Raw genomic sequence first — 15,065 nt, forward strand, 5'->3', positions numbered from 1 at the left:
GATATTCTTTTCGGCAGGAGATTAAAGGAGAGCTTTAAGTGACTCAGCACCAGGCAGAAGCCGCCAAGAAATTTACTGCAGTCCCCGGCCGCCACACCGGCCCGGTCAGCAAGATTCTGATCGCTAACCGCGGTGAAATTGCTGTCCGCGTGATTCGTGCAGCCCGCGATGAGGGTCTGCAGACCGTCGCCGTCTACGCTGACCCGGACCGCGACGCCCAGCATGTGAAGCTTGCCGATGAAGCCTACGCTCTCGGCGGTGCCACCGCGGCGCAGTCCTACCTGGTGATGGACAAGCTCATTGAGATTGCTATCCGCTCCGGGGCAGATGCCGTGCACCCCGGTTACGGTTTCCTGTCTGAGAACGCGCAGTTCGCTCAGAAGTGCATCGACGCGGGTCTGACCTGGATTGGTCCCTCCCCCGAGTCCATTACCCAGCTGGGCGATAAGGTGGCGGCACGCCACATCGCGCAGAAGGTGGGCGCTCCCCTGGTGCCCGGCACCAAGGACCCGGTCAAGTCCGCCGATGAGGTTGTTGCGTTCGCTGATGAACACGGCCTGCCCATCGCGGTGAAGGCGGCCTTCGGTGGCGGTGGCCGCGGCATTAAGGTCGCCCGTGACCGCGAGAGCATTGTTGAAATGTACGAGTCCGCTGTTCGTGAGGCTACCGCGGCGTTCGGTCGCGGCGAGTGCTTCATCGAGCGCTTCCTGGATTCGCCGCGTCACGTTGAGACTCAGTGCTTGGCGGATGCACACGGCAACGTTGTGGTGGTTTCTACCCGTGACTGCTCCCTGCAGCGCCGTAACCAGAAGCTCATTGAGGAGGCGCCCGCCCCCTACCTGAGCGAGGAGCAGAACGAGCGCCTGTACGAGGCGTCCCGCGCGATTCTGCGCGAGGCTGGCTACCAGGGCGCCGGCACCTGTGAGTTCCTGGTCGGTACCGACGGCACCATCTCCTTCCTGGAGGTCAACACTCGACTGCAGGTGGAGCACCCGGTTTCCGAGGAGATTTCCGGTCTGGACCTGGTTCGTGAGCAGTTCCGTATTGCTCGCGGCGAGAAGATTGAGGAGAAGGACCCCGTTCTGCGCGGTCACTCCTTCGAGTTCCGTATTAACGGTGAGGATGCGGGCCGTTCCTTCATGCCCGCACCCGGCACCATCGAGAAGCTGACCGTGCCCACCGGCCCCGGTGTTCGCTGGGATTCCGGCTTCGTGGCTGGCGATGTCATCGGCGGTAACTTCGACTCCATGCTGGCTAAGCTCATTGTCACCGGCGCGGATCGCGAGCAGGCTCTGCAGCGTGCCCGCCGTGCCCTGGCTGAGCTGAGCGTTGAGGGCATGCCCACCGTCATCCCGTTCCACCGCGTCGTGCTGGATGACCCCGCCTTCGCACCGGCTGAGGGCGGCGAGTTCAAGGTGCACACCCGCTGGATTGAGACCGAGTTCAACAACACCATCCCCATGTACTCCGGTGCTCCCGGTAGCGTGGATTCGGATGAGGATGAGCGCACCACCGTGGTCGTTGAGGTCAACGGCAAGCGCATGGAGGTGTCCCTGCCCGATCTGGGTGGCGGCACCAAGCCTGCCGCTAAGCCCGCATCCAAGACCCGCAAGTCCCGTTCGGCACGCGGCGCGGCGAAGGGTGGCGGCGACGAGCTGACCAGCCCCATGCAGGGCACCATCGTGAAGGTTGCCGCTTCTGACGGTGACACTGTTGCTGAGGGCGACCTGATTCTGGTGCTGGAGGCGATGAAGATGGAGCAGCCCATTACCGCGCACAAGGCGGGTAAGGTTTCGGGACTGTCAGCTAAGGCCGGCGATACCGTCACCTCCGGTGCGGTGCTGGCGACCATCAAGTAACTCTCGATGCCGCGGTTTTGCGACCGCGAGCGCATAGGTTTGATGAATCCCCCGGGAGGGTACGAGGTATTACCTCATACCCTCCCGGGGGATTTTCTATGTCCGCCCTTGTCTGTTTCTGTGGGGTTTGCGGGGCCACCCATTGCGATTACGTCCAAATAGTGACTGCGTTTGTTTGGGCTTTTCTGAACAGAGTTATAATGTTGCACTTTAGAGGAGCCTTTCAGATTCCGGCACCCGCCCACCCCACCCGGTGCGGTCACGGCACCCGGTACGCGCCTACGGCACACCCGCCTCCCGCGCTGACCGGTCATGGAACACCCGCCTCAGGCTCCTTGTGTACACACAAATTCACCATCTCGGGAGTTTTCCTCATGAGCGCCTCTGCACCCGACACGAAAGCGTCTGCTGCATCGGTGAAGAATACGACTCCTCGCAGTCGAGTTATTCTCGCCTCGCTCGTTGGTACCACCATCGAGTTCTACGATTTCTACATTTACGCCACCGCGGCAGTGGCTGTTTTCCCTGTGCTGTTCTTCCCCTCGAAGGACGCAACCACCGAGCTTCTGGCTTCCTTCGCCACCTTCGGCGTCGCCTTCATCGCACGTCCCCTCGGTTCCGTGATCTTCGGCCACTTCGGCGACAAGATCGGCCGTAAGGCAACCCTCGTCGGTGCACTGCTCACCATGGGTCTGGCAACCTTCATCATCGGTCTGCTGCCCACCTACCACCAGATTGGTCTGTGGGCACCGACCATGCTGACCATTATGCGTTTCTGCCAGGGCCTGGGCCTGGGCGGCGAATGGTCCGGTGCGGCACTGCTCGCCAGCGAGTACGCTGAGGACGGTAAGCGCGCCCGCGCCGCTATGTGGCCTCAGCTGGGTGCGCCCATCGGCTTCGTGCTTGCGAACGGCTTCATGCTGCTGCTGACCAGCTGGATTTCCTTCAACTCCGCAACCGACGGTAAGACCCTTGACCACCCCTTCCTCATTTGGGGTTGGCGTATTCCGTTCCTGCTGTCCATCGTGATGGTCGCTGTCGGCCTGTACGTGCGTTTCAAGCTGGAGGAGACCCCCGTCTTCGCCAAGGCTGCCGCTAACAACGAGAAGGTTAAGACCCCGCTCGTTGAGGCGTTCAAGGTCGCTTGGTGGCCCATGATTCAGGGTACCTTCATCATGGTTGCATGCTACGTGCTGTTCTACCTGATGACCGCGTGGGTCCTCTCCTACGGTATCGGTAAGGCTGACAAGGGTGGTCTGGCTATCCCCTACCGCGAGTTCCTGATTATTCAGCTGATCTCCATTATCGGCTTCGCGATCTTCATCCCGATTTCGGGTTGGCTGGCTGACAAGTACGGCCGCCGCACCCAGCAGCTGTGGACCACCATCGCTATGGCTGTCTTCGGTCTGTCCTTCGGTCTGTTCATCTCCCCCTCCGTCGTCGGTACCGGTGCGAACGCAAACGCCGCAGTGGTCACCCTCTTCATCTTCATCGGTATGTGCCTGATGGGTCTGTCCTTCGGTTCCATGTCCGCGTACCTGCCGGAGCTGTACCCCACCAACGTGCGCTACACCGCCAGCGGTATCGCCTACAACGTGGCGTCCATCCTCGGTGCGGCGCTGACCCCGTTCGTGGCTGTTTGGTTGAACTCCACTTACGGTGTGGCTGCAGTGGGCGGCTACCTGGCATTCGCCTCGATTCTGAGCGTTGTCTTCATTCTGCTCACTCACGAAACCCGTGACGTGGACATGAACGCTGTCAGCACCACGAAGTAAAACTTCGCAGGGGCTAAGGCATCTCTACGGCAAAGCGGTGGGGGTCACCTCCTGATTCTTAGGAACTCAGGAAGTGACCCCCACCGCTTTTGTGCGTTTCAGAGATAGCGGCTCTCTACAAGCCCAGGGTATCTATGCGCGGGCTACAGGCCGCGAGTGTGCAGCTTGCGAGCAGCCTCAGCAATAGAGCCAGAGAGCGAGGGGTAGACCGTGAAAGTATCCGCCAGATCGTCCACCGCGAGCTTCTTCTCCACCGCCAGAGCAATGGGGTAAATCAGCTCGGAAGCACGCTGACCGACCACCACGCCGCCAATGACGGTGCCGGAGTGGCGGCGAGCAAAAATCTTCACGAAGCCGTCGCGCATCGCCATCATCTTCGCACGCGGGTTCGTGCTCAGCTGCAGGGTCACCGCGTCACCACGGTAAGCGCCCTCGGCAAGGTCCTTCTCGCTCACACCCACGGTCGCAATCTCCGGGGAGGTGAAGATGTTCGCGGCAACCTTATCGGTACGCAGCGGACGCACCGCATCACCCAGGATGTGCGCCATAGCGATACGACCCTGCATCGCAGCCACGGAAGCCAGCGGGTAAACACCCGTGCAGTCACCAGCGGCGTAAATGCTGTTCACGCTCGTGCGGGACACACCGTCCACCTTAATGTGACCGCTCGGGGTCTGCTCCACACCGGCTGCTTCCAGACCCAAATCTTCAGTGTTCGGAATCGAACCAATAGCCACCAGGCAGTGAGTGCCGGACACCTTACGGCCATCCGACAGGGTCACGATAACGCCGGCGCCGTCTTCGGTACGCTCAACCGCAGCTGCACGGGAACGGGGCATCACTCGCACGCCGCGACGCTCAAAGACGTCCTCCAGCACGCGGGCAGCGTCCTCGTCCTCGCCGGGAAGCACACGGTCACGCGAAGACACCAGCGTCACCTTCGAACCCAGACCGTTATACGCCGACGCGAACTCCGCACCGGTCACACCCGAACCAATCACAATCAGCTCCTCGGGAACCTCGCAGAGGTTGTACAGCTGAGTCCAGGTCAGGATGCGCTCACCATCAGGCATGCCGGTCGCCATTTCACGCGGATGCGTACCCACAGACAGCAACACAAAGTCCGCCTGCAGGGGGTAAACCAGACCCGCCTCGTCAGTCACCTGCACGGTGTGGCGGTCCAGGAGCTTACCGGTACCGTGAATAATCTTCACGCCCGCGGAAGCCAGGGCACGCTTAATGTCGGCAGACTGCTGCTGGGCAAGGTCGCGGACTCGGCGGTTCACGCGGTCCATATCAACACGAAGCTGCGGTGCCTTACCCTTCGTGTTCTCGATGCCCAGGCTACCCGCCTCGGAGAAGCGGGTCATCATATCCGCCGTAGCAATCAGGGTCTTAGAGGGCACAACGTCAGTCAGAACGGCGGAGCCGCCAATGGCATTACGCTCGATCAGAGTCACGTCCGCGTTGGATGCGGCAGCCACCATCGCCGCCTCGTAGCCGCCGGGGCCGCCACCAATAATTACAATTCGCTGAGATGCATAGTTCACCGTTGAAGTCATGCCTTAATTGTGAGCTATGCCGCCCCTACGGAGCAAACGTACTCGCCGTGCAGATGTGCCATATTGTGGCAATCTGCACGGCGAGCATTTTCCTAGGGCGCACGGTAAGACCGGGCGCTCCCCTATTCTTCTAGTCTCTAGTCTTCGAGAGCCTGGGGCTTCTCCGCATAAATTGAGTTAATGAACTTCTCAGCCCACTGCAGCATCGCGCCGTCCACCAAATCCTTACCGCCGACCGGCATGGTCTTCGGGCGCGGCACCAGCGTCAGCCAGGTATCCATACCCTTCGGCTGAGCGTGCGTGGAACCCGGGTACACGCGCTTCAGACGCATCTGGCGGGACTCCGGCAGCGGCGTAGCGGTCACCACGCGAACCTTCGGACCCAACACCACCAGCTCATGGATACCAGCGGCACGGGCGTGCATACGCACCGTCGCCACGGCAAGCAGGTTCTCTACCGCCTCCGGCAGCTCGCCGTAACGGTCGACCAGTTCCTCGCGAGCCTCCGCAATCTTCTCTTCGGTATCGGCGGCAGCAATCTGGCGGTACGCCTGCAGGCGCAGACGCTCCGAATCAATGTAGGTGTGCGGAATATGCGCGTTGACGGGCAGGTCAATCTTCGTTTCGACCTCGCGTTCTTCCTTCTCGCCGCGGTAGTTTGCGACCGCCTCGCCGACCAGGCGCAGGTACAGGTCAAAACCAACACCGGCAATATGGCCGGACTGTTCGCCGCCGAGCAGGTTACCCGCGCCGCGAATCTCCAGGTCCTTCATGGCAAGCTGCAGACCCGCACCCAGCTCATTGTGGGTCGCCACAGCCTTCAGGCGCTCGTGGGCAATCTCGCCGAGAGTCTTGTCCACCGGGTACAGGAAGTACGCGTAGGCGCGCTCGCGGCCACGACCCACACGTCCGCGCAGCTGGTGCAGCTGGCTCAGGCCGTAGTTCTGGGCGTGGTCCACGATGAGCGTGTTCGCGTTCGAAATGTCTAGGCCGGTCTCCACGATGGTGGTGCACACCAGCACGTCAAAGCGGCGCTCCCAGAAGTCCACAATAATCTGCTCCAGGCGCGACTCACTCATGCGGCCGTGGGCGGTGGCGATGCGCGCCTCCGGCACGAGCTTGCCAATTTCCGCGGCAACATCGTCGATGTCAGCCACGCGGTTGTGCACGAAGAACACCTGTCCTTCACGCATGAGCTCGCGGCGAATCGCGGCCGTAATCTGGCTGTCGGTGCGCGGTCCCACGAAGGTGAGCACGGGGTGGCGTTCCTCGGGGGCGGTGGCAAGGGTGGAGGTCTCGCGAATACCGGTTAGCGACATTTCCAGGGTGCGTGGAATCGGGGTAGCACTCATTGCGAGCACATCCACGTTGGTGCGCATCTGCTTGAGCTTTTCCTTGTGCTCCACGCCAAAGCGCTGCTCCTCGTCAATGATGACCAGGCCCAGGTCCTTGAACACCACGCTGTCCGAGAGAATCCGGTGGGTGCCGATCACCACGTCCACCGCGCCGGATGCGATTTCTTCAGTAATCTGGCGGGTTTCTTTCGCCTTCTGGAAGCGGGAGAGCACACGAATCTTCACGGGGAAGCCAGAGAATCGCTCGCTGAACGTCTCGTAGTGCTGCTGGGCGAGCAGGGTCGTGGGTACGAGCACCGCAACCTGCTTGCCATCCTGTACCGCCTTGAATGCGGCACGCACAGCAACCTCAGTTTTACCGAAGCCCACGTCACCGGAGATGAGGCGGTCCATGGGGATTTCTTTCTCCATGTCTTCCTTCACCTCGTGGATGGCGGTGAGCTGGTCGGGAGTCTCGTTATAGGGGAAGGACTCTTCCAGCTCTCGCTGCCAGGGAGTGTCTGCTGCGAAGGCGTGACCGCGCGATGCCTGGCGTGCCGAGTAGAGTTTCACCAGGTCGGCAGCGATTTCCTTGACTGCCTTGCGAGCGCGGGACTTGGTCTTAGCCCAGTCACTACCGCCCATCTTGGACAGGCTCGGGTTCTCGCCACCCACGTAGTTGGAGATGAGGTCCAGCTGGTCGGAGGGCACGAAGAGGCGGTCGGGTGCACCGCCGCGCTTGGCGGGAGCGTACTCGATGACCAGGTATTCCTTCATGGGCTGTACGCCGTTGACCGGGGATGCACCAGCCACCGGGCGGGAGGTCATTTCGACGAACTTACCGATGCCGTGACGCTCGTGCACCACGTAGTCGCCGGGGTTCAGCGCGAGCGGGTCGACGGCATTGCGGCGACGGCGCGTCTTGAATTTCTGTCCGGCGGCGCCTCGGGGTGCGTAGGTGCCGCGGCGGCCGAGTAGCTCGGCTTCGGTGAAGACGGCGAGTTTCGCCTCCTCGATGAGGAAGCCTGCGGAGGCGGGCGCCTCGCACACCTCAACGATGCCGTGGTCGAGGTCACCTGCGGGGTCGGCTTCGAGGCTGGTGCGGCGGGCTGCGGGCACGGCGGGCGCCCCTTCCCCGGAGTGGAAGAGGTCGATGAGTCGGTCGGTAGAGCCGCGGCCGTTGGTGAGGGCGAGGACGGTCCACTGTTTCTGGATGAGGTCGCCGACCTGGCTGAGCATGCGTTCGACGGAGCCGTTGAATGCGGTTGCGGGGACGGCATTGACGGTGTAGGTGTCGATTCCGTCTTCGATGGCGTCGGCGATGCTCTGGCTCTGGAGAGCCCCGGCGGCATCTTCGAGCAGGTCTGCGTCGGTGACGAGTTCAGTGATTTCCCACCAGCTGAGCTTGGCTTCGAGCGCCTGGGCAGTAGTTTGGTCGATGGTGCGGAAGCCGCTGTCGCTCATGCGCAGCTGACCCAGGTCGATGGGTGCTACAGCATCAGCTTCTGCGGAGGTGTCCCAGGCGGCAGCAAGGAATTCTTCGTTGGTGGCGACGAGGTCTTCAGCGCGGGCACGCACGCGTTCGGGTTCGACGTTGATGATCATGGACCCTGCCGGCAGCAGCTCGGTGAGGGTGGTCATGGATTCGATGAGTAGCGGGGTGAGCGATTCCATGCCCTCAACGTAGATTCCGCCCGCAATCTTCTCAAGCATGGACGCAGCGGCAGGGTAGTCTGCCTTCAAGCGTGCGGCGCGGCTCATCACCTCGGGGGTGATGAGCAGTTCGCGGCAGGGCAGCAGGGTGAGTTCGGTGAGTTCTTCTCCCCCGCTGAGGGTGCGCTGGTCTGCGACGGAGAAGTGGCGCATTTCGTCGAGTTCGTCGCCGAAGAATTCGAGGCGTACGGGGGTGGTTGCGGTGGGAGGGAAGACGTCGATAATGCCGCCGCGCACCGCGTACTCGCCGCGCTTGGCAACGAGGTCTACACGGGAGTAGGCGGCATCGTTAAGTCCTCGCACAACGTCTTTGAAGGGGTATTCTTCACCGCGGACCAGGTGTACGGGTTCGAGTTTTTCGATGCCGGTGACGATGGGCTGGATGACGGCGCGCACGGGTGCGATGACGACCTGGGGGCGGGTGGTGTTCCCGGTGATGGCGCGTAGTACCTGCAGGCGACGGCCGACGGTGTCGGAGCGCGGTGAGAGGCGTTCGTGCGGCAGGGTTTCCCATGCGGGGAAGAGCGCGATGTCGGCGGCGGGCAGGTAGGAGCGCAGCGCTGCGGCGAGGTCTTCTGCCTGGCGGTCGGTGGGGGCGATGATGAGGCTGAGCGCTTCACCGGTGGCGCCGCGTACTGCGGTGGAGATGTCTGCGATGAGTGCGGCATGGGTTCCAGCGACGGCGCCGATGAGGGTGCGTGCGCTACGTTCAGCGGGCTGTGCGGAGGCGGCGGTGCGGATTGCCGCCCAGCTGTTGAGCTGGTTGAGGGTGTTCAGGAGGGGCTGCAGGGGCGCCTCGAGGGGCTGTGCGGTAGCTTTTTGGGTGGTGCTCACGGGTTCTCCTGAATCTGCGGTCCTCGGGATTGGCGGGTTTGCCGGTTTTGGCGAGTATGCCAGTAATGTGTGCCGTGTTGGGTACGTACCTGCGTGAGGTTGGGTACCCGAGTGGTTTTGCCTTTATTTCACGGTGCTTTTTGTGCGTTTTGGGGTGTTTTTTGCGGCTTTTCCATTGTAGGACTTGTCCGCTTTTCTGGCATTTTTCTCTTGTACTCTCTGTGATGGAATATATTCCTTTTTGCACTCGGTTGTCGCTTTCGTGGGTGATATTTGAGTATGGTTTTCTTCCGTGTCCGTTCCTGTGTCACAACGTTCATCGCATGGGGTGCAAATCACACACTCATGGGCATCTTTGCACTTTGTGCACCATTATTTTCACAGCTTAATCCTGTACCCTAATCATTAACACTTAGAGCAAAACCAGACAGTATATCCCCTTCCGGATTCTGTTTACCTCTTCCAACCAACCTCAGGTTTTCAGTATTTACTGCGGTTTTTCTAGTGCGCTAAATTCACCGTATCTTTCGATGTTTCTTCCGGAACGTCGCATCAGAAAGACGCATATGACAACCACATACACGAACAAACCCGCTGAAAAGCGCCATGCCCATTCATGGTCTGCTAAAAAGTGGGGTGCTTTCGCACTCGCTTTTGGCACCGCTTTCACTGCGGCACCTCTTACTCCTACTACTCCCGCCTCGGCTGCGACTGGAACCCATGACGGTTCCAGCAGCGATAAGGCGGCTGCTTCCTGCTACGAGGTCAAGCAGGTTAATCCTTCTGCCTCCTCTGGCACTTATTGGCTGTACACCCCGCAGATGAGCGGCCCGGCGCAGTTCTACTGCGATCAGGAAACTGATGGCGGCGGCTGGGTCATGATTGGTCGCGGTCGTGAGGGTTGGACCGAGTCTTACAACGGCACCGGCGACCCGAACCAGCTGCATCAGAACCCCACGGGTCCCTCCGCTTTTACTCCCGTCCAGCTTCCCGCAAACACTGTCGATGCCCTGCTGAACGGCATTAAGCCTCAGGACCTTCCCGACGGCATGCGCCTGCACCGTGCCCACAATGCAAGGGGCACCCAGTGGCAGAACGTTTATGTTCAGCGTCCTCAGACTGAGCAGTGGACCTGGGCGATGAGCTACGGTCAGCGTTGGGGCACCGTGAAGTTCACCGGTGCCGGTATTAACCGCACCGCTCATATGGGTCGTCATGCTTCGGAGATGGCTCCGGGTATTACCACCAGTTCTGTTCGTTTCTTCGCGAACCCGAACCAGGGCTACCAGATTGGTTTTGCGTACGGTGCGCTGGTGAACTTCGGTAATGAGAATCCGGATTCATACATTTACCAGAAGCGTGGTTCCGCTGGTTACTCCATCCCCTTTACTCAGGTGTTCCTGCGTCCGAAGCTGACTCAGCGTGACTTGAACTTCTCGCAGATTGGTTCTGGCTCTGCCGCTAGCAACCGTCGTGCTCTGCCGAATAGCTACACGATGCCCGTTCGTTGGCGCACCAGTGAGCAGACTGGCACCGGCAAGAAGAACGAGATGAACACCTACGTTCAGGCTATTACTCAGGTGGGCGACACCGTCTTCACCGGTGGCGACTTCAAGTATGTGGAGTCGGCTGGTGGCGAGCGCGTGGACCAGTCGTACCTGGCGGGCTATAACGTGGATTCGGGCGAACTGGTTCGCTCTTTCCGTCCGACTTTCAACGGTCAGATTAAGGCTCTTGAGGCTCTGCCGAATAACCGCCTGGCAGTTGGTGGCGAGTTCACCGAGGTTAACGGCGAGAAGGTCAACCACTTCGTCATTCTGGACGCAACCACCGGCCAGATCGACCGCACGTGGGATCTTCAGATTCAGCGCCGTAATGGCGATGCAGTTCAGGTGAAGACCCTGCTGGTTCAGGACGGTTACCTGTACATTGGCGGTAACTTCACCCATGTGAAGGGCAATACGTCTAAGGCGTACGCTTACTCGCGTGGTGCCGCTCGTATTAAGCTTTCGAACGGTGCGGTGGACTGGAACTGGCGCCCGAACTTTAACGGTACGGTCAACGGCATTACTGCTGCCTCCGATAATTCCACTGTTCACGCTGCGGGTTACTTCACTGAGCTGAATAACCAGCGTGCTTTCCGCCTGGCTGCTCTGAACGGCTCGGATGCTTCGAACATTAGGTGGGAGTGGGAGCCGTCGCTGAAGCTGAACATTACTGACCGTATTGTGTACGCGTTCCAGTTCGATGTTCAGGATGCTGGCTCGACCGTGTGGACTGCCGGTGCTGACCACCTGATTGCTAACTACTCGAAGAACGGTTACGGCCGTATTTCTTCGTCGATTTCTAAGTACGGTGGCGACTGGCAGGATCTGCACTTGAGCGGTAACACCATTTACGGTGCATGCCACTGCGGTGACGTACTCTTTGAGGGCTCTACCGGTTACCACACCTACTGGAAGGAGTCGAAGGCAGTTCACCGTATGCGCCTGGTCGCGGCGTTTGATAAGGACAGCGGCGAGGTTGTGGGCGAGTTCAGCCCGGTTCTGAAGGGCGCTAGCGGCTACGGTGTCTGGGAGTCCTTCGTGGATTCTCGCGGCAACCTGTGGGTTGGTGGCGACATTAACCGTTCGCTGGGTGCTAATGGTGAGCAGCGCACTGTCGGTTTTGCTCGTTTTGCTCCTCGCGATGTGACCGCCCCGTCGACTCCGTCGAATCTGTCGGTTCAGCGTGATGGCTCGACCGATAAGCTGTCTTGGTCTGGTGTTCGTGAGAGCGGTGCTCGCTACCAGGTGCTGCGTGATGACCGTGTGATTGCTACGGTCTCGGGCACCAGCTACGAGGTTGAGCATACTGATGGCGCTCGCTACTATGTGCGTTCCATCGATGCGTCTGAGAACTTCTCGGCTTCCACGGGAGCTGCTCAGGCTTAGGTCAGATTGTTGATCTAGTTTCTTTGAGCCGCCGCCTGGTTCGGGCTCTGCAGGGTTTGCGGGGTCCGAATCAGGCGGCGGTGCACCCGGGGTGTATGCCCTCTATAGTTTTGGTTCGGTCCGGTTTTCCCAGTTTGCTATCTCTTCGCCCCTGTGGCGGCTATGATGGGTTGGGATTCATTGCGTCGGATGGGTTGCTTCCGTCCTTTCCGATGATGGGCTGAATCTTGATCTGTGGTGTTTCTTCGCTGTTGGTACGACAGAGGAAACTTCACAGATTTTTAGCGTTCCGCTTCGTACGGGTGCGTTGCCACTGTTGGCTTCGTGCGTGAGGGGTGGGGCGTATTCATTCAATTTCCGATAACTACACTCACTGATTCCGGCTACAGACTCGCTGTTAGCGCAGTTCATAACGCTTCCCCCTTACCCCGATGCCTGGTCACTATGCTGTGCCTTGTGTGGGGTGGGTGTTGCTGTGTGAATTGCAGTTTTCTGCTGTGTGCCGGTTGAGGTCTCTAGGAGAGACAAATGAATTTTCTTCCGTTCACGCGTGGAGGGCGCGCGCAGGGTGCTGCTTCCTCCGCTTCTGAGGGCTCTCGCGTAGCTTCTCGCTCCGGGTCCCGTGCTTTGGGTGCGGCGGCTGCTTCTTTTGCGATGGTTGCGGCTTCTTTGGGTCCGATTGCTTCGGGCGCGCAGGCTGCTGATGCACGCTACTATGACGGTTCGTCGAGCGAGCGCGCGGCTGCGAGCTGCTGGGAGGTTAAGCAGAATAATCCGCGTGGCAAGAGCGGCGCGTACTGGCTGTACACCCCTGCGATGAGTGCTCCTGAGCAGTTCTATTGCGATCAGGAAACTGATGGCGGCGGCTGGGTTATGATTGGCCGCGGTCGTGAGAGCTGGACTGAGAACTACTACGGTCGCGGTAATGCCGATCAGCTGTATAAGAACCCGACCGGCTTTGATGCGGTGCAGCTCTCCGGCGTGACCGTGAACGCGCTACTGAACGGTACCCGTCCGCAGGATTTGCCCGATGGCGTGCGTTTCCATCGCGCGATGAACGTTGAGGGCACTACCTGGCAGGATTTTAAGGCTCACCGTGATTCCAGTACCGAATGGACTTGGACTTTGCGTTCAAAGATGTTCTGGTCAAATATTTCGGTCAAAAACACCTGGCAGTACAGTAACCGTTATGACTACGCCAACCGTGGTCAGGTGGCTGGTAACATCTTCACCCATGATTCTGATGATTTCCGTTCCCTGAACTTCGAAGAGAAGGCATCGCAGGGCTACAAGCTGGGCTTCACCTACGGTCGCAACGCCAAGATTACATGGTGGACCGAGACCTACCTGATGAACCGTCCTTCGGCGTATATTTACCGCCCGGCGGATGATTCGACCACTCCCCTGGTATTTACTCAGATGTTCTTGCGCCCGAAGGTGACTCAGAACGATTTGGTGGCTAAGGGTCTGCATGATTATGGCCAGCAGGGCGCTGCGGCAAGTAACCGCCGCGCGCTACCCAATAGCTACTCCGAGAAGTGGAAGTGGCGTACCAGCACTGAGACCGGTACCGGCAAGAAGGGTGAGATGAACACCCAGGTTGAGGCTATCACCGAGGTCGGTGGCGCTGTCTTTACCGGTGGCGATTTCGCGTACGTTGAGTCGGCAAGCGGTGAGAAGGTTGAGCAGGCTTTCTTGGCTGGTTACGAGGTGGGTACCGGCGAGCTGCGCCGTTCCTTCCGCCCGAAGATTAACGGTCAGGTGAAGTCGGTTGAGGCTCTGCCGAACGGCCTGCTTGCTGTGGGTGGTTCTTTCGACCAGGTGAACGGCGAGTACTACAACGGTTTTGTAATTCTGGATCCGCAGACCGGTCAGGTTGCTAAGGACTGGGATATCCGCGTGGTTAGCCGCATTGCTTCCGTACCGGTACAGATTAAGACCCTGCACGTGCGTGATGGCTACCTGTACATTGGTGGTTCCTTCACTCACTTGAAGGGCCAGACCTCCCCCACCTACGCGTATGCGAGGAACCTGGCTCGCATTAAGTTGAGCAACGGTGAGGTGGACTGGAACTGGCGTCCGGTCTTTAATGGCACAGTTAACGGCGTGAGCGCTTCTGAGGGCAATGCCGATGTGTACGTCGCTGGTTACTTCACCCAGCTGAATAACCAGGAGGCGTTCCGTCTCGCTCATATGCAAGGCAGTAGCACGAACCCGGTAGCTTGGCACCACCGTCCTTCGTATACCCCCAAGAATGCCCAAACCTGGGATTTGAAAAACGAGCGCAGGATGTGGGGCTTCCAGTTCGATGTTCAGGATGCTGGTTCCTCCGTCTGGGTGGGTGGCACCGAGCATATGATTACCCGTTACGAGAAAAGCTCGATGCGCCGCACGGACAGTGCGATTACTCGTGAGGGTGGCGATTTCCAGGATCTGCACCTGAGCGGCAACACTATTTACGGTGCGTGCCACTGCGGCGATTTCCTCTTCCAGGGCGCAGACACTGTCTATTCGGAGTGGGAGAACGCGACTAATGCTCAGACCATTCGCCTGGTAGCTGCGTTCGATAAGGACAGCGGCAAGATGCTGCCGGAGTTCGCACCGATTATGAACGGCGCGTATGGATACGGTGTGTGGGAGTCCTTCGTGGATTCCACGGGCACCCTGTGGGTTGGTGGCGATATCCGTAAGTCGTTGGGCGCTAATGGCGTACAGCCGACTATTGGCTTCGCGCGTTATGCTCCTCGTGATGTGACCCCTCCGGCTCCCCCGAGCGATCTGAAGGTCACGACGAACGGTTCCAAGGATCAGCTGACGTGGTCGGGTATTTCCGAGCGCAGGGTGAAGTACCAGGTTCTGCGCGATGATCGTCCTATTGCGACGGTTACGGGTACGAGCTATTCGGTGGATCACCGCGATGGCGCCCGCTATTATGTGCGCGCGGTAGATACTGCGGATAACTATTCGGCAAGCACCGAGGCTGTCCAGGCAGCATAACCCTCATCAGGGCGATATGCACTTTTATGACAAAGAATTTTAGTGATGTTCGCCCTAT

The 15,065-nt window shown here is 59.6% G+C and carries 6 protein-coding genes; 4 read left to right on the top strand and 2 right to left on the bottom strand.

The window, feature by feature from the left end:
• Positions 1 to 38 precede the first annotated feature (38 nt).
• The gene (locus AB8C10_RS05295) at positions 39 to 1,859 is read left to right on the top strand and encodes an acetyl/propionyl/methylcrotonyl-CoA carboxylase subunit alpha (protein WP_368867080.1); all 1,821 of its coding nucleotides are present in this window, start codon (positions 39 to 41) and stop codon (positions 1,857 to 1,859) included.
• A gap of 374 nt (positions 1,860 to 2,233) precedes the next feature.
• Positions 2,234 to 3,634: an MFS transporter gene (locus tag AB8C10_RS05300; protein WP_368867081.1), complete on the top strand. Its 1,401-nt coding sequence runs from the start codon at positions 2,234 to 2,236 to the stop codon at positions 3,632 to 3,634.
• 143 nt (positions 3,635 to 3,777) lie between these two features.
• Here the strand turns inward: AB8C10_RS05300 and AB8C10_RS05305 are convergent, their stop codons facing one another.
• Positions 3,778 to 5,196 carry an NAD(P)H-quinone dehydrogenase gene (locus AB8C10_RS05305; protein ID WP_313989424.1) on the bottom strand — a complete coding sequence of 473 codons (1,419 nt, stop codon included), beginning with the start codon at positions 5,194 to 5,196 and terminating at the stop codon, positions 3,778 to 3,780.
• A 137-nt stretch (positions 5,197 to 5,333) separates the two neighbouring features.
• The gene (gene mfd, locus AB8C10_RS05310) at positions 5,334 to 9,077 is read right to left on the bottom strand and encodes a transcription-repair coupling factor (protein WP_368867082.1); all 3,744 of its coding nucleotides are present in this window, start codon (positions 9,075 to 9,077) and stop codon (positions 5,334 to 5,336) included.
• Positions 9,078 to 9,643: 566 nt separating this feature from the next.
• Between mfd and AB8C10_RS05315 the strand changes: the two genes are divergently transcribed.
• Together AB8C10_RS05315 and AB8C10_RS05320 are read left to right on the top strand one after the other, a co-directional pair.
• Positions 9,644 to 12,010, top strand: coding sequence for a fibrinogen-like YCDxxxxGGGW domain-containing protein (locus tag AB8C10_RS05315; RefSeq protein ID WP_368867083.1), 2,367 nt, complete (start codon positions 9,644 to 9,646; stop codon positions 12,008 to 12,010).
• Positions 12,011 to 12,538: 528 nt separating this feature from the next.
• On the top strand, positions 12,539 to 15,007 hold the full coding sequence (locus AB8C10_RS05320) for a fibrinogen-like YCDxxxxGGGW domain-containing protein (RefSeq protein WP_012903996.1): 2,469 nt from the start codon (positions 12,539 to 12,541) through the stop codon (positions 15,005 to 15,007).
• The last annotated feature ends 58 nt before the right edge of the window (positions 15,008 to 15,065 follow it).

The sequence above is a fragment of the Rothia mucilaginosa genome, from assembly GCF_964210535.1.
Lineage (GTDB): Bacteria > Actinomycetota > Actinomycetes > Actinomycetales > Micrococcaceae > Rothia > Rothia mucilaginosa_F.

Bases quoted from the DNA above. Each gene is read 5' to 3' on its own strand.
- AB8C10_RS05300 (WP_368867081.1), top strand. From the start codon at position 2,234: ATGAGCGCCTCTGCACCCGACACGAAAGCGTCTGCTGCATCGGTGAAG.
- AB8C10_RS05305 (WP_313989424.1), bottom strand. From the start codon at position 5,196: ATGACTTCAACGGTGAACTATGCATCTCAGCGAATTGTAATTATTGGT.
- AB8C10_RS05315 (WP_368867083.1), top strand. From the start codon at position 9,644: ATGACAACCACATACACGAACAAACCCGCTGAAAAGCGCCATGCCCAT.
- AB8C10_RS05320 (WP_012903996.1), top strand. From the start codon at position 12,539: ATGAATTTTCTTCCGTTCACGCGTGGAGGGCGCGCGCAGGGTGCTGCT.